The 25944-nt window shown below is 55.3% G+C and carries 30 protein-coding genes and 2 pseudogenes; 15 read left to right on the forward strand and 17 right to left on the reverse strand.

Annotated elements, in window-relative coordinates:
• Nucleotides 1–40 precede the first annotated feature (40 nt).
• The 3 genes from R7R78_RS22095 to R7R78_RS22105 form a co-directional block, all read right to left on the reverse strand.
• Nucleotides 41–454 (reverse strand): site-specific integrase, encoded by a 414-nt coding sequence (locus tag R7R78_RS22095; RefSeq protein WP_369292831.1) that lies wholly within the window; start codon nucleotides 452–454, stop codon nucleotides 41–43.
• 2 nt (nucleotides 455–456) lie between these two features.
• A complete protein-coding gene (locus R7R78_RS22100; RefSeq protein ID WP_000949433.1) occupies nucleotides 457–993 on the reverse strand; it encodes a hypothetical protein in 537 nt (178 codons plus the stop codon).
• A gap of 298 nt (nucleotides 994–1291) precedes the next feature.
• Nucleotides 1292–1573: a hypothetical protein gene (locus R7R78_RS22105; protein ID WP_000575657.1), complete on the reverse strand. Its 282-nt coding sequence runs from the start codon at nucleotides 1571–1573 to the stop codon at nucleotides 1292–1294.
• A gap of 201 nt (nucleotides 1574–1774) precedes the next feature.
• On the opposite strand from R7R78_RS22105, the gene R7R78_RS22110 reads away from it, so the two are divergent.
• On the forward strand, nucleotides 1775–2437 hold the full coding sequence (locus tag R7R78_RS22110) for a hypothetical protein (RefSeq protein ID WP_015063586.1): 663 nt from the start codon (nucleotides 1775–1777) through the stop codon (nucleotides 2435–2437).
• Nucleotides 2438–2452: 15 nt separating this feature from the next.
• On the opposite strand, the gene R7R78_RS22115 is transcribed toward R7R78_RS22110, so the two are convergent.
• The 7 genes from R7R78_RS22115 to R7R78_RS22155 form a co-directional block, all read right to left on the reverse strand.
• On the reverse strand, nucleotides 2453–2875 hold the full coding sequence (locus R7R78_RS22115) for a hypothetical protein (protein WP_002210564.1): 423 nt from the start codon (nucleotides 2873–2875) through the stop codon (nucleotides 2453–2455).
• Between the two features lie 200 nt (nucleotides 2876–3075).
• Complete coding sequence (locus tag R7R78_RS22120; RefSeq protein WP_001165345.1) at nucleotides 3076–3498, reverse strand: hypothetical protein; 423 nt, start codon at nucleotides 3496–3498, stop codon at nucleotides 3076–3078.
• A complete protein-coding gene (locus tag R7R78_RS22125) occupies nucleotides 3488–7741 on the reverse strand; it encodes an RHS repeat-associated core domain-containing protein (protein ID WP_001257735.1) in 4254 nt (1417 codons plus the stop codon). The genes R7R78_RS22120 and R7R78_RS22125 overlap by 11 nt, the downstream gene beginning before the upstream one ends.
• 132 nt (nucleotides 7742–7873) lie before the next feature.
• On the reverse strand, nucleotides 7874–8599 hold the full coding sequence (locus tag R7R78_RS22130; protein ID WP_000988731.1) for a hypothetical protein: 726 nt from the start codon (nucleotides 8597–8599) through the stop codon (nucleotides 7874–7876).
• Nucleotides 8600–8712: 113 nt separating this feature from the next.
• Complete coding sequence (locus tag R7R78_RS22135) at nucleotides 8713–9087, reverse strand: hypothetical protein (RefSeq protein WP_000868820.1); 375 nt, start codon at nucleotides 9085–9087, stop codon at nucleotides 8713–8715.
• A gap of 642 nt (nucleotides 9088–9729) precedes the next feature.
• Nucleotides 9730–10734: an IS110-like element IS4321 family transposase gene (locus R7R78_RS22150; RefSeq protein WP_000427623.1), complete on the reverse strand. Its 1005-nt coding sequence runs from the start codon at nucleotides 10732–10734 to the stop codon at nucleotides 9730–9732.
• A 99-nt stretch (nucleotides 10735–10833) separates the two neighbouring features.
• Nucleotides 10834–11268 carry a mercury resistance transcriptional regulator MerR gene (locus tag R7R78_RS22155; RefSeq protein WP_000414383.1) on the reverse strand — a complete coding sequence of 145 codons (435 nt, stop codon included), beginning with the start codon at nucleotides 11266–11268 and terminating at the stop codon, nucleotides 10834–10836.
• 71 nt (nucleotides 11269–11339) lie between these two features.
• On the opposite strand from R7R78_RS22155, the gene R7R78_RS22160 reads away from it, so the two are divergent.
• From R7R78_RS22160 to R7R78_RS22190, 7 genes are all read left to right on the forward strand, one after another.
• Nucleotides 11340–11690 (forward strand): mercuric transport protein MerT, encoded by a 351-nt coding sequence (locus R7R78_RS22160; RefSeq protein ID WP_001294666.1) that lies wholly within the window; start codon nucleotides 11340–11342, stop codon nucleotides 11688–11690.
• A 15-nt stretch (nucleotides 11691–11705) separates the two neighbouring features.
• On the forward strand, nucleotides 11706–11981 hold the full coding sequence (merP, locus tag R7R78_RS22165) for a mercury resistance system periplasmic binding protein MerP (protein ID WP_000732290.1): 276 nt from the start codon (nucleotides 11706–11708) through the stop codon (nucleotides 11979–11981).
• A 71-nt stretch (nucleotides 11982–12052) separates the two neighbouring features.
• Nucleotides 12053–13738 carry a mercury(II) reductase gene (merA, locus tag R7R78_RS22170; protein WP_109883233.1) on the forward strand — a complete coding sequence of 562 codons (1686 nt, stop codon included), beginning with the start codon at nucleotides 12053–12055 and terminating at the stop codon, nucleotides 13736–13738.
• A 14-nt stretch (nucleotides 13739–13752) separates the two neighbouring features.
• Nucleotides 13753–14391, forward strand: coding sequence for an organomercurial lyase MerB (merB, locus tag R7R78_RS22175; protein ID WP_000761850.1), 639 nt, complete (start codon nucleotides 13753–13755; stop codon nucleotides 14389–14391).
• Nucleotides 14392–14502: 111 nt separating this feature from the next.
• Nucleotides 14503–14868 carry a mercury resistance co-regulator MerD gene (gene merD / locus R7R78_RS22180; protein ID WP_000995361.1) on the forward strand — a complete coding sequence of 122 codons (366 nt, stop codon included), beginning with the start codon at nucleotides 14503–14505 and terminating at the stop codon, nucleotides 14866–14868.
• On the forward strand, nucleotides 14865–15101 hold the full coding sequence (gene merE, locus R7R78_RS22185; protein WP_001087810.1) for a broad-spectrum mercury transporter MerE: 237 nt from the start codon (nucleotides 14865–14867) through the stop codon (nucleotides 15099–15101). The genes merD and merE overlap by 4 nt, the downstream gene beginning before the upstream one ends.
• Nucleotides 15098–16087: a DUF3330 domain-containing protein gene (locus R7R78_RS22190; RefSeq protein ID WP_001276635.1), complete on the forward strand. Its 990-nt coding sequence runs from the start codon at nucleotides 15098–15100 to the stop codon at nucleotides 16085–16087. The genes merE and R7R78_RS22190 overlap by 4 nt, the downstream gene beginning before the upstream one ends.
• A gap of 32 nt (nucleotides 16088–16119) precedes the next feature.
• Here the strand turns inward: R7R78_RS22190 and R7R78_RS22200 are convergent, their stop codons facing one another.
• Together R7R78_RS22200 and chrA are read right to left on the reverse strand one after the other, a co-directional pair.
• Nucleotides 16120–16425 (reverse strand): PadR family transcriptional regulator, encoded by a 306-nt coding sequence (locus R7R78_RS22200; RefSeq protein ID WP_000130000.1) that lies wholly within the window; start codon nucleotides 16423–16425, stop codon nucleotides 16120–16122.
• A 10-nt stretch (nucleotides 16426–16435) separates the two neighbouring features.
• Nucleotides 16436–17641 (reverse strand): chromate efflux transporter, encoded by a 1206-nt coding sequence (gene chrA, locus R7R78_RS22205; RefSeq protein ID WP_000184001.1) that lies wholly within the window; start codon nucleotides 17639–17641, stop codon nucleotides 16436–16438.
• Between the two features lie 227 nt (nucleotides 17642–17868).
• Here chrA and R7R78_RS22210 point away from each other — a divergent pair, with 227 nt between their 5' ends.
• Nucleotides 17869–18873, forward strand: coding sequence for an IS110-like element IS5075 family transposase (locus R7R78_RS22210; RefSeq protein ID WP_000427619.1), 1005 nt, complete (start codon nucleotides 17869–17871; stop codon nucleotides 18871–18873).
• 247 nt (nucleotides 18874–19120) lie between these two features.
• On the opposite strand, the pseudogene R7R78_RS22215 reads toward R7R78_RS22210, so the two are convergent.
• The 3 genes and pseudogenes from R7R78_RS22215 to R7R78_RS22225 form a co-directional block, all read right to left on the reverse strand.
• Nucleotides 19121–19327, reverse strand: a pseudogene (locus tag R7R78_RS22215) (hypothetical protein); the annotation flags it as partial.
• A gap of 127 nt (nucleotides 19328–19454) precedes the next feature.
• The gene (gene sul1, locus R7R78_RS22220) at nucleotides 19455–20294 is read right to left on the reverse strand and encodes a sulfonamide-resistant dihydropteroate synthase Sul1 (RefSeq protein WP_000259031.1); all 840 of its coding nucleotides are present in this window, start codon (nucleotides 20292–20294) and stop codon (nucleotides 19455–19457) included.
• A pseudogene (locus tag R7R78_RS22225) lies at nucleotides 20288–20494 on the reverse strand (DMT family transporter); the annotation flags it as partial. The gene sul1 and the pseudogene R7R78_RS22225, both read right to left, overlap by 7 nt.
• A gap of 298 nt (nucleotides 20495–20792) precedes the next feature.
• On the opposite strand from R7R78_RS22225, the gene R7R78_RS22230 reads away from it, so the two are divergent.
• The 3 genes from R7R78_RS22230 to R7R78_RS22240 are packed head-to-tail and all read left to right on the forward strand — an operon-like array spanning nucleotide 20793 to nucleotide 22617.
• Nucleotides 20793–21605 (forward strand): subclass B1 metallo-beta-lactamase NDM-1, encoded by an 813-nt coding sequence (locus R7R78_RS22230; RefSeq protein WP_004201164.1) that lies wholly within the window; start codon nucleotides 20793–20795, stop codon nucleotides 21603–21605.
• A 3-nt stretch (nucleotides 21606–21608) separates the two neighbouring features.
• The gene (gene ble / locus R7R78_RS22235; protein ID WP_004201167.1) at nucleotides 21609–21974 is read left to right on the forward strand and encodes a bleomycin binding protein Ble-MBL; all 366 of its coding nucleotides are present in this window, start codon (nucleotides 21609–21611) and stop codon (nucleotides 21972–21974) included.
• 4 nt (nucleotides 21975–21978) lie between these two features.
• On the forward strand, nucleotides 21979–22617 hold the full coding sequence (locus R7R78_RS22240) for a phosphoribosylanthranilate isomerase (RefSeq protein ID WP_004201168.1): 639 nt from the start codon (nucleotides 21979–21981) through the stop codon (nucleotides 22615–22617).
• Nucleotides 22618–22627: 10 nt separating this feature from the next.
• On the opposite strand, the gene R7R78_RS22245 is transcribed toward R7R78_RS22240, so the two are convergent.
• Together R7R78_RS22245 and cutA are read right to left on the reverse strand one after the other, a co-directional pair.
• The gene (locus tag R7R78_RS22245) at nucleotides 22628–23659 is read right to left on the reverse strand and encodes a protein-disulfide reductase DsbD domain-containing protein (RefSeq protein ID WP_004201169.1); all 1032 of its coding nucleotides are present in this window, start codon (nucleotides 23657–23659) and stop codon (nucleotides 22628–22630) included.
• Nucleotides 23660–23663: 4 nt separating this feature from the next.
• Nucleotides 23664–23993 (reverse strand): divalent-cation tolerance protein CutA, encoded by a 330-nt coding sequence (gene cutA, locus R7R78_RS22250; RefSeq protein ID WP_004201171.1) that lies wholly within the window; start codon nucleotides 23991–23993, stop codon nucleotides 23664–23666.
• A gap of 193 nt (nucleotides 23994–24186) precedes the next feature.
• Here cutA and groES point away from each other — a divergent pair, with 193 nt between their 5' ends.
• The 3 genes from groES to R7R78_RS22265 all read left to right on the forward strand — a co-directional run.
• Nucleotides 24187–24477, forward strand: a complete 291-nt coding sequence (gene groES / locus R7R78_RS22255; protein ID WP_004201172.1) for a co-chaperone GroES — start codon at nucleotides 24187–24189, stop codon at nucleotides 24475–24477.
• Nucleotides 24478–24532: 55 nt separating this feature from the next.
• A complete protein-coding gene (locus R7R78_RS22260) occupies nucleotides 24533–24691 on the forward strand; it encodes a hypothetical protein (protein WP_225455829.1) in 159 nt (52 codons plus the stop codon).
• Between the two features lie 129 nt (nucleotides 24692–24820).
• Nucleotides 24821–25944: DUF4158 domain-containing protein (locus tag R7R78_RS22265; RefSeq protein ID WP_225455828.1), on the forward strand; the 1124-nt coding region annotated here is incomplete at its 3' end.

Here is a 25944-nt window from a genome sequence, read left to right on the forward strand (position 1 = left end):
ACCACCTCCGCAGCCATTTATTGGTGTGGTCTACAGAGGATTATGTCTTTTTAGAGGGGAAAATCCCTAGAACCCCAATTTGCTTCATCGTCCAGGCTTCAAGAGCCACCCCTTTGAGCGCTGACAGGTAGGTGTTGATCGTTGCCGGAGCCTTCCCTGCATCCCCCAGCATTTCCAGCACCGCCAATATGTGGTGCCGCCTCATTGAGCTCCATGCACAGTCACGAAGGTTCTGAAACCCGATCATCTTGGCGACAATGTTGAGGAATGAGCTCATGGTCTGCCTGCTTCGCTTTGACCCGAGGCTCACCAGATAGGCGACGGCGGGGTTGTCCTGGATGTTCCGGAGCGAGCTCGATGACGGCAACAGTTCACCGCGAATGCTTTGTTCTGCCGGAACATTTACTTTCGCATGTGAAACTAGCTCTTCCTTGTCATTGTTTGTGTCGTGCAAAGTCACCTCCTAAGCCCGACCGCAACGAGAAGAAAATCCCATATTTTGAGGTGAAGAGGTAGTTCCTCCTCCATATGTTGCGTTTCGTAGCTTTGCATCAGTGGTTCAAACTTGGTTGGATTGCACAGCAATTCGTAAACTGTTCGGTTGGGCTTGGTGATCGGCTTATTCGGAGTGAATCCATGTTTGTTCTGGAGGTACAGCGCTACCGCGCCACTTCTGGATTCTCCGTAATAGCAATGAACGAAGATCTGATCGATACCGCTACCAACCAATCCATCCAGGAAGGTGGACAGCTTTTCAGCCTGGGATGAGTCAATGTAAGAGGCGTAATTCATCCGGAACGCTGCCTTCATCGTGTGGATGGTGTTCTCAGAATAGCCGCCGTCATAGAAGCTATCGCGGTACAACTGCCCCCACTGTCCGAGAGCGGCAGGGGACTTGTCTGGGTCAGTTATGGAGATCATGGCCGCACCGGGAACCGGCTCCAGTCTTTCGGCCTCCGCTTGACTAATGAAAAAGACTTTTTTGCTAAGCATGCCCCATCATCCCCTTACAAGGATGTGTTGCGAGTAGCTCATGCGCCTGACTTTGCCCCTCTTGAGTATCTACAGGAGCGGTCGTATACACACCTCCATGCCGCAAGTCCACAATACTGGTCCGACAGCAAGAACCTACGTTCTGAACTTTATTGTCCGAATCCAAACCAGCAAAAGTATGGCACGGTCCAGGGAATGGTTTCCTGCAAATAGAGCAGCGCTCAAAGTTCTTATCGAGGATTCTCTTTAAAACTTTCTCAAATTTGTTTTTGTTTAACATCGAGTTCTCCACACAAAGTTACTGGCCGAGCATCCCAGCCAAGGTGGTCTGCTGGCCTTCGCTACAAGGTGCAAATCCGGCAAAAGCACCGGCATTAACCTTGAGCTCATCAAAGCGTCCATCGGTGTCCCGGTAGTACACCTTACGTTTTCCAATTCCACCTTCGAGGTTTGCGGCCAACCAGGCGATCACTGCATCAGCATCGTTCGTAACTGATGCTCCCTGATCCAGATCGATAAGTACCAGGTGGGTGTCCGTCTGGAGTGCCACTTCAAAGGTCGCTCTTACATCAAAAATCACTGGTCGCGCTCCTTGTAAAAAGTGGGCATTCAGCACCACCTATCCTATTCCAAAAACTCTACTTTTTCAAAGATACATTTTAATAAGTAGAACAACAGCAAGAAGAACTTAAATTTATTTACCGTAATTATCATAATTACGGTAATACGGTAATTTTACAGATTTAGATGGAATGGTATAAGATGTCTCGCTGGAACATACTTGCTGAAAAAACGCTTAACAACGATAGTGAAAACATCATGTACAGGTGCGAGAGATAATATGTATAAGAGCCTTGAAGATCTGATGGCGGGTATTTACGAGATGGCAGCGCCAGATGGCATCATCTGTAACGAGGTTTCCAAATTCCTTGCGGCCAACCAGGTCAAGCCGGAAGACATAAGCTCTGGGATCTGGTTTTTCCTGTGGCTGAAATCAGCTCCCAAGGATGCGAAGCCAATCCAAAAAGAAATCCCCGGATTTGGAGTTGTTCTCAACATGCCGACTTATGGCGGAACGCTCAACGAAGCAATCACAGGGTTGATCGAGAACGAGTGCCGTCAAATAGAGCTCGCTGAGGGACATCCGAGCCTTGAGGCTTGGGTTGAATCAGTATTAGCCGGTCGAGATGACGGAGAGGAAAATGAAGCTGCGGCCAATATCGTGGATCTGCTTAATGGGTGTCACGACCTACTGGATACAGCAATAATCAATTACCTTTTTAAGGTGGGAAAAATCAACGAGCAAGAGATTTTGTCGCTCATCTATTATGGAGAGCTATGTGACCACTCTCTTGTCGGTACGCCTTTTTCAACGTTACATATCCCGAGTGAAAATAACGTCCACGAACGTAACATCATCCCCATTAAAAAAGGAGCCAGTTAGGCTCCTTTTTGTTACTCAGGGTTTGCTTTGAGAAACAACTTCATTCCAAGTATGCAGCACCTTCGATAGGTGCTGATGCTTTCTGGTGAAGTCCTTATCATCCAAGAGTGCTTTAAATGGCGCGTTCAGGTCACTGCATGTGACGTTCTTGCCGATCACAGACAGGGTATCCTGGAGTGATCCACCAGCAGCATCAAGCCCCATTCTATCGACGGTCTCACTACTCACCATTGCCTGGACAACATTGGTGAATGCCTTTGAGTTGAGCTGCTCAACGCTCAGGGCTGTATTGCATTTCTGCTCAACCGCTTGCTTGTACTGGATGGTGTACTTTGCAGTGATAGGTGACATGGTGTTCATCGCAAGTATGTATGCGTCTACCTCACTGGTCGGTAATGTCGCGGCGTAGACTGACGAGCATGATGCGGCTGCGGCCATTATCAAAGTTATTACCTTCTTATTCTTCATTTCTCTGAAATCCCCCTTTAAAATATGGAGCTACAACTCATTTGTACCAATCATAATACTATTGATTTCCAAAAGTATCTCTCTCTACTGACTCTATGATGGCTCGCCTTCCAAACACTTGGCCGCTGGCGTCGGTTAGCTAGACTAACACCAGCGTATTCAATGAATAACTAGCCAAAAACCTTTATCAATTCTTTAATTGTTCTGGCAGACTCCATTTCCTCCATAATCTTTTCAATTCCGACGCCGGAATCCAAATTACTTCTGTACTTTTTAGCCAAATCACAAAGTTCAGATTTTAACTCCTTGCAATCCAGATTAGAGATAAGAACAGCATTGAAATTAGCCTTAAACAGTCGAGAACCATACATCACAATTTCTACAGGCCAGTACCAGAATGGACTTAGCGGCTTGTAGCTCGCAACCTCGTCTATTTTGTAGTGACGACCTTCCGAATCATAAATGTCCATCAGCTCAAAATAACCGTTCCTCAAAGACTGAATAGTACATTTCCCGAACTCGGATTCTGATGCCACTACGAAGAGCGACCTTTTCTTGCTGCTCACAAGCAGCGCTGGAAATTCAATTTGCACAACCGCATCCCTCATCATTTATTGAATCAGCTAAACCACCACTAACAGGAGAGGCTTGAGCTACTTTTGCCCATTCAGGCGTCCCGTGCCACCAACGACCAAATGCGCTATATGGGGTAGGTCCATTGCCGTGAATGTTTTGGTGAATATCTCTTGGAATGGACTTCAAGTTCCAAGGATGGTTTTTTATTGAGTCAGGAACATATTTGCCAAACTTGCCATTTCTCTGAATAGCCCAATGGTGAAGCTCATTACCTCGTGGAACCCCTTGAACTTTCCTTACTCTGGGTGAGACATTGCTCCATTTTTGGCTTAATTTGAACCACGATTTACCGGAGCTGGCATGTCTGAAAACTCCTGACGCCCAGCCGCCACCTATAGCCCCAATCGCTCCGGCGATTCCAACTTTTGACCAACTAACACATTTCCAACTCCCATTATTTTCGATTAGTTGGCTAAGTAGCTCCAACCCAGCTCCAATACCTGCACCAACAAACGCAAATTCACCCGTCGGGTCGGTATTGGACATAGGGTTTCCATGCACATACCCGTAGGTGTTTACTCCATCGATCAGGCCAAGAGGGTCGCTGGTAATGTACCGCCCGGTCGCTGGGTCGTAGTAACGCCGCCAGTTGTAGTGGAACCCGGTCTCCGCGTCGTAATACTGTCCTGGGAATCGCAGGTTGAAGGTTGGCCCCTGGATGATGATGCTGGCCTTACCGAACGGGCTGTAGCTCGCCTTCCAAACGACTTGGCCGCTGACGTCGGTCAGTGCCTTCGGGGTGCCCAGGTGATCGACGTGGACTTGGTAGGTCTGTCCTGACTGAACAAAGCCCAAGGGTGTCCCATCGAGCCAGATGTACTCCGCCAGCACGTCTCCAGTGGCCGCGTCCAGCTCCTCGATGAGGTTTCCTGCCAGGTCGTAAACCAGCAGCCGGGTATGCCCGTTTAGGGTCTTGGTTACACGCTGATCCAGATGGTTGTATGTGTAGCTTACAGTCACTCCCGCGACCGTTGCGGCCACCAGCCGGTTCTGGCTGTCATAGGTGAAGGTATCCGCCCCCTGCTTCGTCAGGTTGCCATTGGCGTCATAGCTTCTGGAGGTTTGCCCGGCCTTCACCAACCAGTTGTTCATGTAGTTGATGGTGTAGCTTTGGCTCAGGCCATCGGTCGTGATCGAGGTCCTGTTGCCGGTGGCGTCATAGCCATAGCCCAAAACGCCATAGATCCCCTCAGCAGAGGTGATGCGGCCAACCGCGTCATAACCGAGTGACTGATTGACTGATGAGCTGAGATTGTCGTCTATGGCTGAAATCAACGAGTCTGGCGTGTACCGATAGACCAGCGAATGCACCCTAGCAGCGTCGATGCCGGTGACACGGTAATCGAGATCCAGAGTGCGGCTTTCTGAAATGCCGTTCCCTCTGACCATACTGGTGACGGGGCCAAAGGGCGCTCGCTCAATCTGGCTTGCCAGGTTTGTTGTGGTGCCTGCTTGTGTCGTTGTCACCTCGATGACGTCACCGGCTGAGTCACGGGTGTAGGAGACCTCACGGCCACTGGGATACGTGATCTTCGTGACGAGGCCTGCACCATCGTATTGGTACTGGGTAGTCAGGCTCTGCCCGTGGGTTTCCCAGGTTTCGTAAGCCAGCCATCCTTCGGGGGTGTAGCCAAATCTCCGGACACCGTTGCCATCATCGACTGAGGTCAAGCGGCCTATGCCGTATGGTGAGGTTGCTTCGTCGTACCCGTACAGAATTGGCGATTCGCCAGCGACATCGCTGGAGGTTTCGATGATCCGGTTCAGCGCGTCATAGCTGTAGCTTGTGGTTTGCCCCTTGGCCGTTTTGCGCGTTGCCACGTTACCGGCTTCGTCATAGGTAATGTCGGTGGTGCCGGTGTCCGGGCTCCGGACCTGGGTCACTTCGCCAAAGCCGTTGTAGCTGTAGTAGGTCAGGCGCGAACGAGGGTCGGAGACACGGTAAACATCGCCGGTATCCTTGTAGAGCACCTGCGTGACCTTCCCGAGGGGATCGGTCGTTTGTGTCCGGTGATGGAAGCCGTCGTACTTGTAGGAGTGTGTGTTACCAGAGGGACTGGTCTCCTGTATCAGGTTTGCCACCACATCGTAGGAAAACGATGACTGATTGCTATAGGCGTCGGAGACACTGGAGAGCCAGCCGATTTCGTTGAAGATCCGGCGCTCTATCCAACGGGTCTGGCCCAGCGCATCGAGCAGTCGCTCTTCTACTGGGTTCCCGAGGTCATTGAGCTCAAGCTCGCGCCGGTTGCCCTGTGCATCTGTTTCCGCCACCAGCCGATGTGCAGCGTCGTACTCATAGCTGACGGTTGCACCATTTGGCTTGGTCAGCGAACTCAGGAGGCCCACAGCATCATAGTTGTAGACCGTGGTTCCTTCTGGCCCAGTGGAGCTGACAAGTCTTCCTCTGGCGTCATAGGTGAGGGTTTGGGTTACACCATTGACACCCTGAATGGTCCCGGCGCGACCGTTCGCGTCGTAGTCACCAAACTGCGTCACCTGCCCCAGCGCGTTCGTTGTCCGGATCAGGTTGCCCTGGTCATCGTAGTCAAATGTCGTAACATCGCTGACGTCGGTGCGCGGACCATCAACCGAGGCCAACAGGCTCGGCTTTCCTGTACCAACAGGGGCATAGGTGTAGGTCCATGTCCGGGAAGCGCCCGAGCTGCGATCAGTGACCTTGCGGCTTATCACCCGGAGATGAGTGTCGTAGGTGAGCTCAGTGATCCTGGTTGGTTCTGTGATTTTTGCCGGGAGCGACTTGGAAGGAAGCCAGTCGGTCGTAACCTTACCCCCGTCCTGGTCTATCTGGGTGGTTTCCAATCCCCGGTCGTTATGGGTGAACGTGCGCTTCTGCCCAGCGCGGTCAGTAATGCTGGAGACGAGGCCTTTGCTGTCGTAGACGTAGGTTTCCTTGCCGCCCACAAAGCCGGTACACGGCGCACCCTCAACCACATCAGGCTTGAGCATCCCATTGTGGCGACTGTAGGTGTATCGCTGAACGTGGCCGAGGGCATTGGTGACAGAGACGCTTCCGTCAGCGTTGTAGCTTACCTGAGTTTTCTCTGCGCCCCCGGCGTGTTCGCTTAGAACCGCTCTCCCCTGAGTATCATATCCCCATGTGGCGAAACGGTTGCCGTTCTCGTCCACCAGCCCAGAGAGCAAACCCGGTGCATTCGGGTCATCGTAGAGATAGCTGCGGCTCGTATTGTCCTGGTAGATCACTTCCGCCAGCTTGCCAGCGCTGTTGTACTGGTACTGAATACTGCCACCAGCAGGATCGGTGACACTGACCATGCGGCCATCTTGATACTGGAACTGGATGGTGCGGCCAAAGCCGTCAGTGATCGAGGATAGCTCTCCGTTCAGATAGCTCAGGGTGATGTGATTGCCGTTGGGCTTCTCGATGCCGGTCAGTCGTCCGGTTTCATCATAGGCCTCGACTACCCCGTCAGATTGAGTGTAGCGCCAGCCGGTAGCATCCTTCGTCAAGGTATCATCGGTTTTCCATGTTGGCACCCAGACAGAGGACGAGTTGTAGAACGCGAGTTGTTGCCCTTCTGGCCGGTGCAGGACAACCATGTTCTCACCGTACTTCGAGGCGTTGACCTCGACGCTCCGCGAGTAGGTATGCCGCCAGCCGCCGAGCTCTTCATCAGGAAGGTGGCTATTGTAGTATCTGGTGAATGTGAAAGGGTCGGAGCCTCCGCTTTGATAATCCAGTTCAGCCTGGAACTTGTTGCCGGTGCCAAGATGGATAGGGTTCCCTACACACATGGTCGTTGTTGGTAAGCCGAGATCCCTGTCCAGGAACGGTGTTTTATCCATCTCACCCGGCAGAACATAGGTTGAGCGCCAGTAGACCGTAGCTGGGTCGCCAGTGCAGGTAGTGGGGTCATAATCGCCAGTAGCACCTAGATACTTAAAACAGATCCTGGAGACATAACGGCCATCACCATAACTGGCAACCGGATAAAGCGCATCCCCAACTGGCGTTCCCTTCCCTTGCTCCTCACCAGAGCGATAATTCTTCATGAAGGAATGCGCGTCTATGATGGTGTTGAAGCGCATTTTGTCTACTTCGGTGCTCACGGCTACAACCCGCCATTGTGCAAAAGCAACGCATGGCAAAGTTGCGAGCACCACAACGGCCAATGACCGCAGGTTTCGCATCAGTAAAAGGGAAGGTCTCGATCTCATTTACAGCTCCAGTTTTTATGCTGGAGCTATTTTCAGGTGGGAGAGTCGTTATCAACGACTGCGTTATTGCCCTTTTAGGGTATGAATACGTGATTTGGAGAGGTTGTGTATTCAGAACAAATGAGAAGCAGGTTACTCATTTCGCTCAAACACTGTGACAAGAACACGTTTTTGGTTGTCGTCGTTGATCACCATCAGGTACTTGAACTTGGAATCTCTATGGCCCCAGACTTCCACGTTATCTACGCGGCCATACTTTCTGGCTTTATGGCGAGCCACTTTCTCGTCAAAGGGCTGAACCTGTAACTCTGGATGCTGGAGGCGGCCAACAAGTGAGGCCCACGGTTTTTTAGGGTCTCCAGAGGTTATCCGGGCCTGATACTGATCGATGGCATGTTGAGTAACCAGGACGGGGCCAATGGCAGGTGTAGATATTTCGTCATGGGTCTGGGTATAGGCTTGCTTGTCCACATCGAGGAGCTCAATGTTGCCCTCTCCCGGCTCATCCATAAACTCCATGCTCTGCGAGACTTCAATAGTAGCGCCCTTTAAACGCCCAGTGAGGCAAGCCGCAAACTTGAAAGCAAAAGCCTTGGTGGATTTGCCCAGCGCCAGCTTCTTGATTGCACCTTTGGATACCACCAGCTTGTAACCAGCACCAGCACCTGGCTCTCTGCAAAAAACCTGTTTGTCCAGCGCCAGATAGCGAATGGCTACGAGCTCAGCCAAAAGATCCGCTTCTTCGTGGTCAAAATCAATATGGACATCAAGGATGCCTTTCCGTTTTGTACCAACGCGCCAGAATACAAGGGCTGAATTATTTGAAGTTTTCTTCGAGACGGTAGTCAATGTCATCATGGTCTATTTCTCCATTGTCGGGATAATGGTCGGCATCGCCGCCAGCCCCCCTATTCGTTTGGGTTCATTTAGATGCTATCACGGGTTTTAAAAATGCAACCCCTAGTGTCACTCTATTTATGGTCCCATGTATTTTTATAAGCTCGGGCTAGGCGTTTCTCGATCACTTCTGACAAACTGCAACCATCGACTTCTGACAACCGCTTCAAAATCCTGTGGGCTTTATCGCTTATAGTTATGCTTTTACCAACACCATATCCCCTTCTGCGACGTTGCCTAATTGATGTCCCGAGTTTATTGATTTGCTCTGCTGTCAGGTATTTATTAATCCATTCAGTGAGTTCTGATGGTGATCGCCCTATGCTGTTCAGGCTGTCCACGGCTTCAAGTTTCTTATCGAATGGGACGTCACGCCAGAAAGCTGGGCGCGAAGCAGCTCTGAGGAGATAGATCGCCGTAGCCTGAGCATCTTCATTGGATACTTTCAAAAAATCACCTTTTCCGTTACATGTCACACTTACCTTATCGTGACATGTAACACCTCAAACTGCAAGTATAAAAAAAGGCCAGCTATTGCTGGCCTTTACGTTCATTGTCGCAGTTACTCTTTAGGCGTTGTGATGCTTTTTTTCCTTCTGTTTCTCATGGTAGAGATACAGACTGCCGCCAGTGACGACAGTGAAAAAAATGAGCAACCCCAACATGCCTAATGTGAAAGCGTCCATTTGACCCCCTTAGGAATTGCTGACCTTGGTTAAGATTATACCATAGATCCACAGGATAACCCCAATGACCAACACCAAACCGGCTTCTTTGACGGTTATAGTGTCCCCAGATACAGCCAATCCTACAAGGGGTCGTCTCAGAAAACGGAATCTATGGTCACTCCCGTTTTTGCAACACCGATTTTGACGACAAGTTGGCTTGCTTGAATCTATCCGGCGTCTGAATGGGATTTTATTCCCGCGCCTCGATGAGTTCCGCGCCTGATGAACCTCCAGAAAATATACGGCTTCAATGAGCCTTTCCGTTTTACAGGTTCCTCAACAGGCCGGTGGGCCGTTAGTATCATCAATATCAGTATTCGCAAAACCAGATCAGTAATTCTTTAAACCGGTGTATTTCTGCCGTTATGCTACATAAGTTTGCTGTCGTGCCGTTAGGGCCCAGGCTATTCTGGCCAGCTTGTTTGCCAGAGCACAAGTGACGACAAAGTTGCTTTTCCGGCACAGTAAATCCCTGACCCAATCGGCCAATTTGCCAGACTGGTGTTCCAGTTTTTGTATGAATACCCTGGCACATTGAACCAACAAAGTTCGGATCTTTTTATTACCTCGCTTACTAATTCCCAGCAATGTCGTCCTACCTCCCGTGCTGTACTGCCGAGGTACAAGCCCTGTTGCCGCCGCAAAGTCACGGCTGCTGGCGTACTGCTTCCCGTCGCCAATCTCAGTTGAAATAGTACTCGCTGTCAGTGTTCCGACGCAGGGAATGCTCAGCAAGCGCTGTCCAACCTCATCTTCGTCCAACTTTCGTTTCAACTGGGATTCCAAATCTTTAATCTGCTCAACAAGATAGTGATAATGCTGTTGTAATTTCAGCAATAACTGGCTGAGGTAAAGAGGCAAACTATTATCCTCAAGAATGGTACTCAGTCGGCTAATAACGGCAGCTCCTCGGGGAACGCTAATGCCAAATTCCAGCAGAAAAGCATGCATTTGATTGGTTGTTTTTACCTTATCCTGAACCAGGGATTCACGGACACGATGCAGAGCCCGCATTGCCTGCTGAGATTCCGTTCTGGGCTGCACAAAACGCATAGACGGACGCGATGCAGCTTCACAAATAGCTTCGGCGTCGACAAAGTCGTTTTTATTGCTTTTAACGAACGGGCGGACAAATTGTGGTGATATCAGCTTTGGGGAATGCCCCAACTCTTCCAACTTGCGTGCCATAAAGTGAGAACCGCCACAGGCTTCCATTGCGATGGTTGTAGCGGGGCATGTCGCCAAAAATTCGATCAACTTTGGCCGGGTAAATTTTTTACGGTAAACAGCCTTCCCGCGACGATCCTGGCAATGAATATGGAAAGAGTTTTTACCCAGATCGATACCAATGAGCGCAATGTTTTCCATGATAGTTCTCCGAATGAAAGCCTGTCCTCAGCATAGTACCGGGAAGGAGGGAGTGACCATCTCATTAAATAAAGCACGCTAAGGCGTAACTACCCTCGGCTACACCGCGTCGGCACCACGCGGCTCTTTCTCCCCTTGCAGCGAAGCAATCAGCGGGCAAGAAACGTTCCCTTGCCGCGCATGGCAGGCGAACACAAGTTCGGATAGCACGGTTTCCATGCGCGCCAGGTCGGTCATTTTTTCGCGCACGTCCTGAAGCTTGTGCTCGGCCAGGCTGCTGGCTTCCTCGCAGTGGGTGCCGTCATCCAGCCTCAGCAGCTCTGCGATCTCGTCGAGGCTGAATCCGAGCCGCTGGGCTGATTTCACGAAGCGCACCCGCGTCACATCCGCCTCGCCATAGCGGCGGATGCTGCCATAGGGCTTGTCCGGCTCCGGCAACAAGCCCTTGCGCTGATAGAACCGGATTGTTTCCACGTTGACCCCGGCCGCCTTGGCGAAAACGCCAATAGTCAGATTCTCCAAATTTTTTTCCATATCGCTTGACTCCGTACATTGGTACGGAAGTAAGCTTAAGCTATCCAATCCAGATTTGAAAGGACAAGCGTATGTCTGAACCTCAAAACGGGCGCGGGGCGCTCTTCACTGGCGGGCTAGCCGCCATCCTCGCCTCGGCTTGCTGCCTGGGGCCGCTGGTTCTGATCGCCCTGGGGTTCAGCGGCGCTTGGATCGGCAACTTGACGGTGTTGGAACCTTATCGCCCGATCTTCATCGGCGCGGCGTTGGTGGCGCTGTTTTTCGCCTGGCGGCGCATCTACCGACCGGCGCAAGCCTGCAAACCAGGGGATGTGTGTGCGATTCCCCAAGTGCGCGCTACTTACAAGCTCATTTTCTGGGTCGTGGCCGCGCTGGTTCTGGTCGCGCTCGGATTTCCCTACGTCATGCCATTTTTCTATTAATCACAGGAGTTCATCATGAAAAAACTGTTTGCCTCTCTCGCCATCGCTGCCGTTGTTGCCCCCGTGTGGGCCGCCACCCAGACCGTCACGCTGTCCGTACCGGGCATGACCTGCTCCGCTTGTCCGATCACCGTTAAGAAGGCGATTTCCAAGGTCGAAGGCGTCAGCAAAGTTAACGTGACCTTCGAGACACGCGAAGCGGTTGTCACCTTCGATGATGCCAAGACCAGCGTGCAGAAGCTGACCAAGGCCACCGAAGACGCGGGCTATCCGTCCAGCGTCAAGAAGTGAGGCACTGAAAACGGCAGCGCAGCACATCTGACGCCCTTGTCTGCTACCACAAACGAAAAAGGATCTGTCGCATGACCCATCTAAAAATCACCGGCATGACCTGCGACTCGTGCGCGGCGCACGTCAAGGAAGCGCTGGAAAAAGTACCCGGCGTCCAATCTGCCATAGTGTCCTATGCCAAGGGCGCGGCCCAGCTCGCCCTTGATCCAGGCACAGCGCCGGACGCACTGACCGCCGCCGTGGCTGGCCTGGGCTACAAAGCGATGCTCGCCGATGCCCCGCCGACCGACAACCGCACTGGGCTGTTCGACAAGGTGCGCGGCTGGATGGGTGCCGTCGACAAGGGCAGCGGCGGCGAGCGCCCGTTGCAAGTCGCCGTGATCGGCAGCGGTGGAGCCGCGATGGCGGCAGCACTGAAGGCCGTCGAGCAAGGCGCGCAGGTCACGCTGATTGAGCGCGGCACCATCGGCGGCACCTGCGTCAACGTCGGTTGTGTGCCGTCCAAGATCATGATCCGCGCCGCCCACATCGCCCATCTGCGCCGGGAAAGCCCATTCGACGGCGGCATGCCACCCACACCGCCGACGATCTTGCGCGAGCGGCTGCTGGCCCAGCAGCAGGCCCGTGTCGAAGAACTCCGTCATGCCAAGTACGAAGGCATCCTGGACGGCAATTCAGCCATCACCGTTCTGCACGGTGAAGCGCGTTTCAAGGACGACCAGAGCCTTATCGTTAGTTTGAACGAGGGTGGTGAGCGCGTCGTGATGTTCGACCGCTGCCTGGTCGCCACGGGTGCCAGTCCGGCCATGCCGCCGATTCCGGGCCTGAAAGAGTCACCCTACTGGACTTCGACCGAGGCCTTGGTCAGCGACACCATTCCCGAACGCCTAGCCGTGATCGGCTCGTCGGTGGTCGCGCTGGAACTGGCGCAAGCCTTCGCCCGGCTGGGCAGCCAGGTCACGATCCTAGCTCGCAACACGCTGTTCTTCCGCGACGACCCGTCCATCGGCGAGGCCGTCACAGCGGCCTTCCGTGCCGAAGGGATCAAGGTACTGGAACACACGCAAGCCAGCCAGGTCGCGCATGTGAACGGCGAATTCGTGCTGACCACGGGACACGGTGAAGTACGTGCCGACAAGCTGCTGGTCGCTACCGGACGGACACCGAACACGCGCAGCCTGGCACTCGACGCGGCGGGAGTCACCGTCAATGCGCAGGGTGCCATCGTCATCGACAAGGGCATGCGCACCAGCACGCCACACATTTACGCGGCCGGCGACTGCACGGACCAGCCACAATTCGTCTATGTGGCGGCAGCGGCCGGCACCCGTGCCGCGATCAACATGACCGGAGGGGATGCTGCCATCAATCTAACCGCGATGCCGGCCGTGGTGTTCACCGATCCGCAAGTAGCAACCGTGGGCTACAGCGAAGCGGAAGCGCATCACGACGGGATCGAAACCGACAGTCGCACGCTCACGCTCGACAACGTGCCGCGTGCGCTTGCCAACTTCGACACACGCGGCTTTATCAAGCTGGTCATCGAGGAAGGTAGCGGACGGCTCATCGGCGTGCAGGTCGTCGCCCCGGAAGCCGGCGAATTGATCCAGACGGCTGTTCTCGCCATTCGCAACCGCATGACGGTGCAGGAACTGGCCGACCAGTTGTTCCCCTACCTGACGATGGTCGAGGGGCTGAAGCTCGCGGCGCAGACCTTCACCAAGGATGTCAAACAATTGTCCTGCTGCGCAGGATGAAAGGAGATGGAACCATGAAGCTCGCCCCATATATTTTAGAACGTCTCACTTCGGTCAATCGTACCAATGGTACTGCGGATCTCTTGGTCCCGCTACTGCGGGAACTCGCCAAGGGGCGTCCGGTTTCACGAACGACACTTGCCGGGATTCTCGACTGGCCCGCTGAGCGAGTGGCCGCCGTACTCGAACAGGCCACCAGTACCGAATATGACAAAGATGGGAACATCATCGGCTACGGCCTCACCTTGCGCGAGACTTCGTATGTCTTTGAAATTGACGACCGCCGTCTGTATGCCTGGTGCGCGCTGGACACCTTGATATTTCCGGCGCTGATCGGCCGTACAGCTCGCGTCTCATCGCATTGCGCTGCAACCGGAGCACCCGTTTCACTCACGGTTTCACCCAGCGAGATACAGGCTGTCGAACCTGCCGGCATGGCGGTGTCCTTGGTATTGCCGCAGGAAGCAGCCGACGTTCGTCAGTCCTTCTGTTGCCATGTACATTTCTTTGCATCTGTCCCGACGGCGGAAGACTGGGCCTCCAAGCATCAAGGATTGGAAGGATTGGCGATCGTCAGTGTCCACGAGGCTTTCGGCTTGGGCCAGGAGTTTAATCGACATCTGTTGCAGACCATGTCATCTAGGACACCGTGATCGGATATCGACCCAATGTTCTACGGCACCGGCATCGGATTCGCAGCGCGCGGATTGAACTCGGCGAAACGGTATATGCATTGCCGTGAACCGACCAAAAGGAGGTGTTCGATGAACGCCTACACGGTGTCCCGGCTGGCCCTTGATGCCGGGGTGAGCGTGCATATCGTGCGCGACTACCTGCTGCGCGGATTGCTGCGGCCAGTCGCCTGCACCACGGGTGGCTACGGCCTGTTCGATGACGCCGCCTTGCAGCGACTGTGCTTCGTGCGGGCCGCCTTCGAGGCGGGCATCGGCCTCGGCGCATTGGCGCGGCTGTGCCGGGCGCTGGATGCGGCGAACTGCGATGAAACTGCCGCGCAGCTTGCTGTGCTGCGTCAGTTCGTCGAACGCCGGCGCGAAGCGTTGGCCAATCTGGAAGTGCAGTTGGCCGCCATGCCGACCGCGCCGGCACAGCATGCGGAGAGTTTGCCATGAACAGCCCCGAGCGCATGCCGGCCGAGACACACAAGCCGTTCACCGGCTACCTGTGGGGTGCGCTGGCGGTGCTCACCTGTCCCTGTCATTTGCCGATTCTCGCCATTGTGCTGGCCGGCACGACGGCCGGCGCGTTCATCGGCGAGCACTGGGGTATTGCAGCCCTCACGCTGACCGGCTTGTTTGTCCTGTCTGTGACGCGGCTGCTGCGGGCCTTCAGAGGTCGATCATGAGCGCTTCCCAGCCAATTGAATGGACAGTGGCGCAACTGGCGCAGGCGGTCGAGCGCGGGCAGCTTGAGCTGCACTACCAGCCGATTGTCGATTTGCGCAGTGAGCAGATTGTCGGCGCGGAAGCCCTGTTGCGCTGGCGTCATCCGACGCTCGGACTGTTGCCGCCGGGCCAGTTCCTGCCCGTGATCGAATCGTCCGGCCTGATGCCGGAAATCGGCGCATGGGTGCTGGGCGCAGCCTGCCGTCAAATGCGCGACTGGCGGGTGCTGGCATGGCAACCGTTCCGGCTGGCCGTCAATGTTTCGGCGAGCCAAGTGGGGCCAGATTTCGACAAGTGGGTAAAGGGCGTGCTGGCCGATGCCGGGTTGCCCGCCGCGTATCTTGAAATTGAGCTGACCGAATCGGTTGCGTTCGGTGATCCGGCGATCTTCCCCGCCCTGGAAGCTTTGCGACAGATCGGTGTGCGCTTCGCCGCCGACGACTTCGGCACCGGCTATTCCTGCCTGCAACACCTGAAATGCTGCCCCATCAGCACGCTCAAGATCGACCAATCGTTTGTCGCCGGACTCGCCAACGACCACCGCGACCAGACCATCGTGCGCACCGTGATTCAGCTTGCGCATGGGCTTGGCATGGAAGTAGTGGCCGAAGGCGTGGAAACATCGGCGAGTCTTGATTTGTTGCGACAAGCGGACTGCGACACAGGACAAGGCTTCCTGTTCGCCAAGCCGATGCCGGCGGCGGCATTCGCCGTCTTCGTCAGTCAATGGAGGGGTGCCACCATGAATGCAAATGATCCGACTGCCACCAGTTGCTGCGTGTGCTGCAAGGAAATCCCGCTCGATGCCGCCTTCACCCCGGAAGGCGCGGAATACGTCGAGCACTTCTGCGGGCTGGAGTGCTATCAGCGCTTCCAGGCGCGCGCCAAGACCGGGAGCGAAACCGATGCCGATCCGAACGCCTGCGACTCATCACTGTCAGACTGAGGCATAGCTCAACCTGACATAGAAGCAAAAACTCAACCACCTTCTACCAACTCTCCGAACAGCTCCTTGACCTTTGTTTTCGCATCAGCAAGTGCAGTTCTGCCTTGTTCAGTGATGTCATAAACACGCCGTTCACGTCGCCCGGTGCGTTCGTGGCGTGAGGTCAGATAGCCTTTTTTTTCCAGGCCGTGCAGCATCGGGTACACGGTGCCAGCGCTCATCTCGTAGCCGTGTCGGCGTAGCTCTTCGATGATCCCCAGCCCAAAGACAGGTTCCTCGGCTGCATGGTGAAGGATGTGCAGGCGGATCAAACCGCCGTAGAGGTCTTTGTCAGTCATTTTTTGTGCCTCACAGAGCGACGCTCAACAGCCACCCAGCTGCACCGCTACCGAGGACAACCAGCCACGGCGGGAGCTTCCAGAACATAAGTGCGACAAGGGCAACTAATGCCAAGCCGAAGTCTTGCGGCTGAAAGATGGCGCTAGTCCATACAGGCTGATACAGCGCGGCCAGCAGCAAGCCGACTACAGCGGCATTGATCCCGGCCAGCGCAGCTTGGATGCCTGTATTGCGGCGCAAACGCTCCCAAAATGGCATTGATCCGACGACCAGCAAGAACGAGGGCGCGAAGATAGCCAGCAGACACACAATGCCGCCGATCCAGCCCGACGGGGCGGTGTTCATCGAGGCACCAAGAAACGCGGCGAACGTGAACAAAGGGCCGGGCACCGCTTGAGCTGCCCCGTACCCCGCGAGAAAGGATTCATTGTTGACCCAGCCGGAGGGCACCACTTCGGCTTGCAGTAATGGCAGCACAACGTGACCACCGCCGAACACCAGTGATCCGACACGATAGAAGGAATCCACCATTGCCATGGTTTGACTTGGCATCAGTTCGGCCAACACCGGCAGGCCAATCAGCAAGACAAAGAACAGCGAGAGCCAAAGCACGCCGGCCCGGTGACTGACCGTGATAGGTAGGGGGTCATGCTCAACAACTTTCGCTGGCTTGAACAATAACCGGCCTGCGATGCCTGCGATAGCAATCACGCCAACCTGTCCCCACGCGGACGGCACAAGTAAAACGACGCAGGTAGCAATTGCCATGATGGTGACTCGCAGCCCATCCGTGCATAGGTTACGCGCCATGCCCCATACTGCTTGAGCGACCACGGCCACAGCCACCACTTTTAAGCCATGCAACGCGCCCTGCGAGACGTAATCGCCATAGCTGGAGATGCCGAGCGCAAAAAGGATCAAGGCTATGGCAGACGGCAGCGTGAAGCCAGCCCAAGCAGCCAGCGCCCCGCTGTATCCAGCCCGAGACAGTCCTACCGCTATGCCGACCTGGCTGCTTGCAGGCCCTGGCAAGAACTGACAAAGCGCGACCAAGTCAGCATAGCTCCGTTCGGAGAGCCAGCGCCGCCGTGTGACAAATTCGGCGCGGAAGTAGCCCAAGTGCGCAATGGGGCCGCCAAAAGATGTCAATCCAAGCCGCAGAAAAATAAGAAAGACCGACCATGGTCTGCTGTCATCGGTAGGGTTATTCGTCATACTTTCGCCTTCATGATCTGCAACGAGTTGATCAATAATAAGCGAAATTCGATAACGAAATTCGATATAAATCTAGAAAAAAATACCTCTATGTGTACTACGCAGTTTTAGCTGTGGCTTTCACAGGAGCACGCTTACTTACGGCTTAGCGTGCTTTATTTAATGAGATGGTCACTCCCTCCTTCCCAGTACTATGCTGAGGACAGGCTTTCATTCGGAGAACCATCATGGAAAACATTGCGCTTATTGGTATCGATCTGGGTAAGAACTCTTTCCATATTCATTGTCAGGATCATCGTGGGAAGGCCGTTTACCGTAAAAAATTCACCCGACCAAAGCTAATCGAATTTCTGGCGACATGCCCGGCAACAACCATCGCGATGGAAGCCTGTGGCGGTTCTCACTTTATGGCACGCAAGCTGGAAGAGTTAGGGCATTTTCCAAAGCTGATATCACCGCAATTTGTCCGCCCATTCGTTAAAAGCAACAAAAATGACTTCGTTGATGCTGAAGCTATCTGTGAAGCAGCATCACGTCCATCTATGCGTTTCGTGCAGCCCAGAACCGAATCTCAGCAGGCAATGCGAGCTCTGCATCGTGTCCGTGAATCCCTGGTTCAGGATAAGGTGAAAACAACTAATCAGATGCATGCTTTTCTGCTGGAATTTGGTATCAGCGTTCCGCGAGGTGCTGCCGTTATTAGTCGACTGAGTACCCTTCTTGAGGACAGTAGTTTGCCTCTTTATCTCAGCCAGTTACTGCTGAAATTACAACAGCATTATCACTATCTTGTTGAGCAGATTAAAGATCTGGAATCTCAGTTGAAACGAAAGTTGGACGAAGATGAGGTTGGACAGCGCTTGCTGAGTATTCCCTGCGTTGGAACGCTGACTGCCAGTACTATTTCAACTGAGATTGGCGACGGGAAGCAGTACGCCAGCAGCCGTGACTTTGCGGCGGCAACAGGGCTGGTACCCCGACAGTACAGCACGGGAGGTCGGACGACATTGTTAGGGATTAGCAAGCGGGGCAACAAAAAGATCCGAACTTTGTTGGTTCAGTGTGCCAGGGTATTCATACAAAAACTGGAACACCAGTCTGGCAAGTTGGCCGACTGGGTCAGGGAGTTGTTGTGTCGGAAAAGCAACTTTGTCGTCACCTGTGCTCTGGCAAACAAGCTGGCCAGAATAGCCTGGGCACTGACGGCGCGACAGCAAACTTACGAAGCATAAAGGCAGAAATACACCAGTTTAAACAATCATTCATCTGGTTTTGCGAATACTGATATTGATGATACTAACGGCCCACCGGCCTGTTGAGGAACCTGTAAAACGGAAAGGCTCATTGAAGCCGTATATTTTCTGGAGGTTCATCAGGCGCGGAACTCATCGAGGCGCGGGAATAAAATCCCATTCAGACGCCGGATAGATTCAAGCAAGCCAACTTGTCGTCAAAATCGGTGTTGCAAAAACGGGAGTGACCATAGATTCCGTTTTCTGAGGCGATCCCTAGGAGCTCGGATCTCAGGACGAAGGTCTCCGCGAATGTCCGGTCGATCCGCGCGACGTCCCAGGCGGGCGTTCCCTTGGCGGACATCCACGCCGCAGCGTCGTGCATCAGCCGCACAACCTCGTCGATATCACCCGAGCAGGCGACCCGAACGTTCGGAGGCTCCTCGCTGTCCATTCGCTCCCCTGGCGCGGTATGAACCGCCGCCTCATAGTGCAGTTTGATCCTGACGAGCCCAGCATGTCTGCGCCCACCTTCGCGGAACCTGACCAGGGTCCGCTAGCGGGCGGCCGGAAGGTGAATGCTAGGCATGATCTAACCCTCGGTCTCTGGCGTCGCGACTGCGAAATTTCGCGAGGGTTTCCGAGAAGGTGATTGCGCTTCGCAGATCTCCAGGCGCGTGGGTGCGGACGTAGTCAGCGCCATTGCCGATCGCGTGAAGTTCCGCCGCAAGGCTCGCTGGACCCAGATCCTTTACAGGAAGGCCAACGGTGGCGCCCAAGAAGGATTTCCGCGACACCGAGACCAATAGCGGAAGCCCCAACGCCGACTTCAGCTTTTGAAGGTTCGACAGCACGTGCAGCGATGTTTCCGGTGCGGGGCTCAAGAAAAATCCCATCCCCGGATCGAGGATGAGCCGGTCGGCAGCGACCCCGCTCCGTCGCAAGGCGGAAACCCGCGCCTCGAAGAACCGCACAATCTCGTCGAGCGCGTCTTCGGGTCGAAGGTGACCGGTGCGGGTGGCGATGCCATCCCGCTGCGCTGAGTGCATAACCACCAGCCTGCAGTCCGCCTCAGCAATATCGGGATAGAGCGCAGGGTCAGGAAATCCTTGGATATCGTTCAGGTAGCCCACGCCGCGCTTGAGCGCATAGCGCTGGGTTTCCGGTTGGAAGCTGTCGATTGAAACACGGTGCATCTGATCGGACAGGGCGTCTAAGAGCGGCGCAATACGTCTGATCTCATCGGCCGGCGATACAGGCCTCGCGTCCGGATGGCTGGCGGCCGGTCCGACATCCACGACGTCTGATCCGACTCGCAGCATTTCGATCGCCGCGGTGACAGCGCCGGCGGGGTCTAGCCGCCGGCTCTCATCGAAGAAGGAGTCCTCGGTGAGATTCAGAATGCCGAACACCGTCACCATGGCGTCGGCCTCCGCAGCGACTTCCACGATGGGGATCGGGCGAGCAAAAAGGCAGCAATTATGAGCCCCATACCTACAAAGCCCCACGCATCAAGCTTTTGCCCATGAAGCAACCAGGCAATGGCTGTAATTATGACGACGCCGAGTCCCGACCAGACTGCATAAGCAACACCGACAGGGATGGATTTCAGAACCAGAGCGTTAGGGAAGGTGCGAATAAGTCACCAAGTACAAAAATACGCCTTTGTAAGCATTTGAATTAAATCGACTAAAATTTTCAGTTTTGTTGTGGAGGGTACTTGTTCTCACCTTCCTTAGATTGGCTTACACCATTAGAGAAATTTGCTCAGCTTGTTGATTATCATATGGCTTTTGAAACTGTCGCACCTCATGTTTGAATTCGCCCCATATTTTTGCTACAGTGAACCAAATTAAGATCATCTATTTACTAGGCCTCGCATTTGCGGGGTTTTTAATGCTGAATAAAAGGAAAACTTGATGGAATTGCCCAATATTATGCACCCGGTCGCGAAGCTGAGCACCGCATTAGCCGCTGCATTGATGCTGAGCGGGTGCATGCCCGGTGAAATCCGCCCGACGATTGGCCAGCAAATGGAAACTGGCGACCAACGGTTTGGCGATCTGGTTTTCCGCCAGCTCGCACCGAATGTCTGGCAGCACACTTCCTATCTCGACATGCCGGGTTTCGGGGCAGTCGCTTCCAACGGTTTGATCGTCAGGGATGGCGGCCGCGTGCTGGTGGTCGATACCGCCTGGACCGATGACCAGACCGCCCAGATCCTCAACTGGATCAAGCAGGAGATCAACCTGCCGGTCGCGCTGGCGGTGGTGACTCACGCGCATCAGGACAAGATGGGCGGTATGGACGCGCTGCATGCGGCGGGGATTGCGACTTATGCCAATGCGTTGTCGAACCAGCTTGCCCCGCAAGAGGGGATGGTTGCGGCGCAACACAGCCTGACTTTCGCCGCCAATGGCTGGGTCGAACCAGCAACCGCGCCCAACTTTGGCCCGCTCAAGGTATTTTACCCCGGCCCCGGCCACACCAGTGACAATATCACCGTTGGGATCGACGGCACCGACATCGCTTTTGGTGGCTGCCTGATCAAGGACAGCAAGGCCAAGTCGCTCGGCAATCTCGGTGATGCCGACACTGAGCACTACGCCGCGTCAGCGCGCGCGTTTGGTGCGGCGTTCCCCAAGGCCAGCATGATCGTGATGAGCCATTCCGCCCCCGATAGCCGCGCCGCAATCACTCATACGGCCCGCATGGCCGACAAGCTGCGCTGAGCCATGGCTGACCACGTCACCCCCAATCTGCCATCGCGCGATTTCGATGTGACAGAGGCGTTTTATGCGAAGCTGGGCTTTGCGACGAGTTGGAAGGATCGCGGCTGGATGATCCTGCAGCGCGGCGGTTTGCAGCTCGAATTCTTCCCCTATCCTGACCTCGACCCAGCTACGAGCTCGTTCGGCTGTTGCCTGCGGTTGGATGATCTCGATGCCATGGTGGCATTGGTGAACGCGGCGGGAGCCGAGGAAAAAAGCACCGGCTGGCCGCGCTTCAAAGCTCCGCAACTGGAGGCGAGCGGCCTGAGGATCGGCTACCTGATCGATCCCGACTGCACGCTGGTGCGGCTGATCCAGAACCCCGACTGACCGCATGCCCGCGAAAATCAAGATTTGCGGGATCAGCACACCCGAGGCGCTCGATGCGACCATCGCGGCGCGGGCGGACTATGCCGGGTTGGTGTTCTATCCAGCGTCGCCCCGTGCGGTTACGTCGAATGTCGCGGGCGCTTTGACATCGCGCGCAGCTGGCCAGATCGCCATGGTCGGTTTGTTCGTCGATGCGGATGATGCTGTCATCGCCGACGCACTGGTGGCAGCCAAGCTGAACGCGCTGCAGCTGCACGGTTCGGAATCGCCCGAACGCGTGGCCCAGTTGCGCGCGCGGTTTGGCAAGCCGGTGTGGAAGGCGCTGCCCGTCGCCAGCGCCAGCGATGTCGCACGCGCCGCAGCCTATGCCGGGGCGGCGGACTTGATCTTGTTCGACGCCAAGACCCCCAAAGGCGCGCTGCCCGGCGGCATGGGGTTGGCGTTCGACTGGTCGCTGCTGGCCGGATATCGCGGTGCCTTGCCGTGGGGGCTGGCAGGCGGGCTAAATCCGACGAATGTTGCCGAGGCGATTGCGCGCACCGGAGCGCCGCTGGTCGATACCTCCAGCGGCGTCGAAAGCGCGCCGGGCGTCAAGGATACCGACAAGATTACCAATTTCGCCTTTGCGGTGCGCTTGGCCTAAATCGCGTCGATCAATAGGCGTCGTTCAGCGCAAAGATCGGCTTGCGGGTGCGCCACTGCCCTCGGGTGAAGTCGGGAAAATCTAACGTGCGATTGCCCTCAGCAATCGATTGTTCCGACAGAGGCGTGATCGCGCTCCAGGCCAGCGCGTCGTAAATGTCGATTGGCATCGGGGCCTTGGCCTTCAGCGCCTCGACAAAAGCGTGGATCACGAACCAGTCCATCCCGCCATGCCCGGCCCCTGCCGCCAGATCGGCGTAGCGTTTCCATAGCGGGTGATCGTATTTCGCAAACCAGCCCTCGGCAGGCTCCCAGCGGTGCGGCTGTGGGCTCTTGCCCTCCAGATAGATCGACTTGTTGACGTCCATCCACAGCCCCTCGGTGCCTTGCACCCGAAAGCCGAGAGAATAGGGGCGCGGCAGCGAGGTGTCGTGGCACAGCATGATCGTTTCACCATTAGTGCAGCCGATCATGGTGTTGACCACATCACCCAGTGCGAATTTCACCTCGGCGTTGGGATGATCGGCAGAGCCGTTCTTGACGACATAATCATGCAGCCCGCGCGCCTTACAGCCGAAGCCGCCAGCGCCCGCTTCGCCCGGCAACGCGACCTTCAGGGTGCGGGTCTGCGGCGGGTAGCACACGCCGGCATCGGCGCAGCCCTGGTACTTCACGGTCAGGGTGGTCGCGCTCGCGCCGGCCGCGGGCGTGCCGGTGAGGGTGCCGAGCAATTCCTTGCGGTAGGTTTCGACGTCGCCGAAGAATTCGTCGCGGTAGGCCTTGCCCTTCGGCAGCGCCATGGTCGCGCCGGTGAAGGCGGCATCGGCCTTGACCGAGGTGCGGTGCCGGTACAGGTAATAGCCGTCGGCGATCCGCCAGCGCACCTCGATGCGGTCCGGCGCGGTGGCCTGCGCGGACAGGACGAAGACCTCGTCGACCGGCGGCAGTTCGAAGTCCTGGGCGACGGCCGAGGTCGCGGGCAGCGCAAGCAGCAGGGCGAGCCCGGCCAGCCAGCGGCGCAGGCGGATCGTGGATGCGGTCATTGGCTCAGTTTACCGGTCGGCTCTCGGCGGCCAGCCATTGCAGGTATTCGGGCAGGCCGGACGCGGCTTCGACCGCGAGCAGCTCCGGGAGTTCGTAGGGATGCAGTTGGCGCAGGCGTTCCTGCAGGGCGGGGTAGGCCTCGGCACTGGTCTTGACCAGCAGCAGGACCTCGGCCGCGGCCTCGACCTTGCGTTGCCAGCGATAGACCGAACGCAGGCCGGGCAGGAGGTTGACGCAGGCGGCCAGGCGCTCGGCCACCAGCGCGGTGGCGATGCGCTCGGCGCTGTCGGCGTCGGGACAGGTGCAGAAGCAGATCAGGGCGCTCACCGGCATAGGGTAGCGGCTGCCCCGATCCGGCGGGCCTGGCGGACATCCGCGTGCGGCCCTTGAAAGTCGGCGGGCCCGCCCCATCTCGGTGGCATGCCGGGTTCGCCCGGTTCTGTTGTCCGCGGTTTGGCACTCGCTTCGCGCGACTGCTAAAATCGCCGGGTTTTTCCACGTCAATCAACCATTTACCGAGGTTGCCATGTCCAATATCAAGCCGCTGCACGACCGCGTGGTCATCAAGCGCATGGAAGAAGAGAAGCTGTCCGCCGGCGGGATCGTGATCCCGGATTCGGCCACCGAGAAGCCGATCAAGGGCGAAGTCGTCGCCGTCGGCACCGGCAAGGTGCTGGACAACGGCCAGGTCCGCGCGCCGCAGGTCAAGGTCGGCGACAAGGTGCTGTTCGGCAAGTACAGCGGCACCGAAGTGAAGCTGGACGGCGTCGAGCTGCTGGTGGTGAAGGAAGACGACCTGTTCGCGATCCTCGGCTGATCGCGCGTCGCTCCCACACATTTCTCATCCGAATAATTTTTCGAGGTAATTCGCAATGGCTGCCAAGGACATTCGTTTCGGCGAAGACGCGCGCTCCAAGATGGTGCGCGGCGTCAACGTGCTCGCCAACGCCGTGAAGGCGACCCTCGGCCCGAAGGGCCGCAACGTCGTGCTGCAGAAGAGCTACGGCGCGCCGACCATCACGGGGTTCTAGGGATTTTCCCCTCTAAAAAGACATAATCCTCTGTAGACCACACCAATAAATGGCTGCGGAGGTGGGTTACTACTTATAAGTGTGGCAAATTAGGTAAATATCGTACATTTAATACGGAACAGCCCTGATATGGCCATCAAAAACGAAATTACTATTCTCACGAGAGCAGAACAGGCAGATCTTTATTCCCCACCCATTTTTTCAATCGAAGAACAATGTCTGTACTTTTCTCTGAACGATGCGGAATTGGCAGTTTTTCGGTCAATTCGTCTCAGAGCTCATAGATGTTACTTTGTCGCGATTTTGGGATACTTCAAATCAAAGCCCGTCATCCTAGATATCGCTTACTCGCAGGTTTCTAAGGATTTAATGTTCATCAGTAAAGAGCTGCTTGGCGGCAAGGGGCTCAGACCATTCACTCCCTCACAAAAACAAAAAGATCGACTCTACGCAAAAGTATTAGACCTTGCTGGTTATCACAAATGGGACGAAAGTCAGCACTTCAATTCTCTTTTCGACCACCTTGTTCAGGTGGGCAATGCCTGGCTGGAGCCGCGTTACCTCTTTGATACTGCTATTGAATTCCTAACCAGTCACAGCATTGCTATCCCTAGGTACACCGTACTCCAGAGACTGATAAGCAGAGCGATGCAGCAGGTCAGAAAAGACCTGGCGCACCAACTTAATCAACTCACCAGTCCTGAACTTCACGTCTTTCTGGACAGCATAACAGCCATTGATGACGGACTAAGCCTGAACCAGCTCAGAGGCGGTGCAAAAAGTCTGACCGTACCTGAACTTAAAAAAGAGCTTGCCCTTTATCATCAGTTAGCGCCATGGCGCACGCAAATCAATGGCGTTATCGATGGGCTTAATCTGTCTCTTAAAAATCGACAACACTTCGGTGAGCTCATCAACTATTACGGTAGTAAACTCAAACGATTCAAACGCGCACAGCAGCATCTATGGTTGCTATGTCACCTGACAGAGCGGATACAACTGGCACTGGAACGGTTAACTGATGGGTTCATTTACCATATCCGCAAGCAACAAGAAGCTGCCAACACCTTTGCACAACAAGCAGTGTTCCTGTCCTGGCAGTCAGCCGCGGACAATGTCACGAAAGCGGCAGAGTTACTGCATCTGTTTGTGGATGAGAACATTGATGATAATCAACCCTTCTCAGTAGTCAGACAACAGGCATTGAAGGTCATGAATGACAGGGATATCCAGACCCTCTGCCTTTACCTGAA

It is taken from the genome of Vibrio sp. 2134-1, assembly GCF_033339495.1.

Bases quoted from the DNA above. Each gene is read 5' to 3' on its own strand.
- R7R78_RS22100 (WP_000949433.1), bottom strand. From the start codon at position 993: ATGCTTAGCAAAAAAGTCTTTTTCATTAGTCAAGCGGAGGCCGAAAGA.
- R7R78_RS22115 (WP_002210564.1), bottom strand. From the start codon at position 2,875: ATGGCCGCAGCCGCATCATGCTCGTCAGTCTACGCCGCGACATTACCG.
- R7R78_RS22125 (WP_001257735.1), bottom strand. From the start codon at position 7,741: ATGAGATCGAGACCTTCCCTTTTACTGATGCGAAACCTGCGGTCATTG.
- R7R78_RS22130 (WP_000988731.1), bottom strand. From the start codon at position 8,599: ATGATGACATTGACTACCGTCTCGAAGAAAACTTCAAATAATTCAGCC.
- R7R78_RS22150 (WP_000427623.1), bottom strand. From the start codon at position 10,734: ATGGAAAACATTGCGCTCATTGGTATCGATCTGGGTAAAAACTCTTTC.
- R7R78_RS22155 (WP_000414383.1), bottom strand. From the start codon at position 11,268: ATGGAAAAAAATTTGGAGAATCTGACTATTGGCGTTTTCGCCAAGGCG.
- R7R78_RS22160 (WP_001294666.1), top strand. From the start codon at position 11,340: ATGTCTGAACCTCAAAACGGGCGCGGGGCGCTCTTCACTGGCGGGCTA.
- merP (WP_000732290.1), top strand. From the start codon at position 11,706: ATGAAAAAACTGTTTGCCTCTCTCGCCATCGCTGCCGTTGTTGCCCCC.
- merA (WP_109883233.1), top strand. From the start codon at position 12,053: ATGACCCATCTAAAAATCACCGGCATGACCTGCGACTCGTGCGCGGCG.
- merB (WP_000761850.1), top strand. From the start codon at position 13,753: ATGAAGCTCGCCCCATATATTTTAGAACGTCTCACTTCGGTCAATCGT.
- merD (WP_000995361.1), top strand. From the start codon at position 14,503: ATGAACGCCTACACGGTGTCCCGGCTGGCCCTTGATGCCGGGGTGAGC.
- merE (WP_001087810.1), top strand. From the start codon at position 14,865: ATGAACAGCCCCGAGCGCATGCCGGCCGAGACACACAAGCCGTTCACC.
- R7R78_RS22190 (WP_001276635.1), top strand. From the start codon at position 15,098: ATGAGCGCTTCCCAGCCAATTGAATGGACAGTGGCGCAACTGGCGCAG.
- R7R78_RS22200 (WP_000130000.1), bottom strand. From the start codon at position 16,425: ATGACTGACAAAGACCTCTACGGCGGTTTGATCCGCCTGCACATCCTT.
- chrA (WP_000184001.1), bottom strand. From the start codon at position 17,641: ATGACGAATAACCCTACCGATGACAGCAGACCATGGTCGGTCTTTCTT.
- R7R78_RS22210 (WP_000427619.1), top strand. From the start codon at position 17,869: ATGGAAAACATTGCGCTTATTGGTATCGATCTGGGTAAGAACTCTTTC.
- sul1 (WP_000259031.1), bottom strand. From the start codon at position 20,294: ATGGTGACGGTGTTCGGCATTCTGAATCTCACCGAGGACTCCTTCTTC.
- R7R78_RS22230 (WP_004201164.1), top strand. From the start codon at position 20,793: ATGGAATTGCCCAATATTATGCACCCGGTCGCGAAGCTGAGCACCGCA.
- ble (WP_004201167.1), top strand. From the start codon at position 21,609: ATGGCTGACCACGTCACCCCCAATCTGCCATCGCGCGATTTCGATGTG.
- R7R78_RS22240 (WP_004201168.1), top strand. From the start codon at position 21,979: ATGCCCGCGAAAATCAAGATTTGCGGGATCAGCACACCCGAGGCGCTC.
- R7R78_RS22245 (WP_004201169.1), bottom strand. From the start codon at position 23,659: ATGACCGCATCCACGATCCGCCTGCGCCGCTGGCTGGCCGGGCTCGCC.
- cutA (WP_004201171.1), bottom strand. From the start codon at position 23,993: ATGCCGGTGAGCGCCCTGATCTGCTTCTGCACCTGTCCCGACGCCGAC.
- groES (WP_004201172.1), top strand. From the start codon at position 24,187: ATGTCCAATATCAAGCCGCTGCACGACCGCGTGGTCATCAAGCGCATG.
- R7R78_RS22260 (WP_225455829.1), top strand. From the start codon at position 24,533: ATGGCTGCCAAGGACATTCGTTTCGGCGAAGACGCGCGCTCCAAGATG.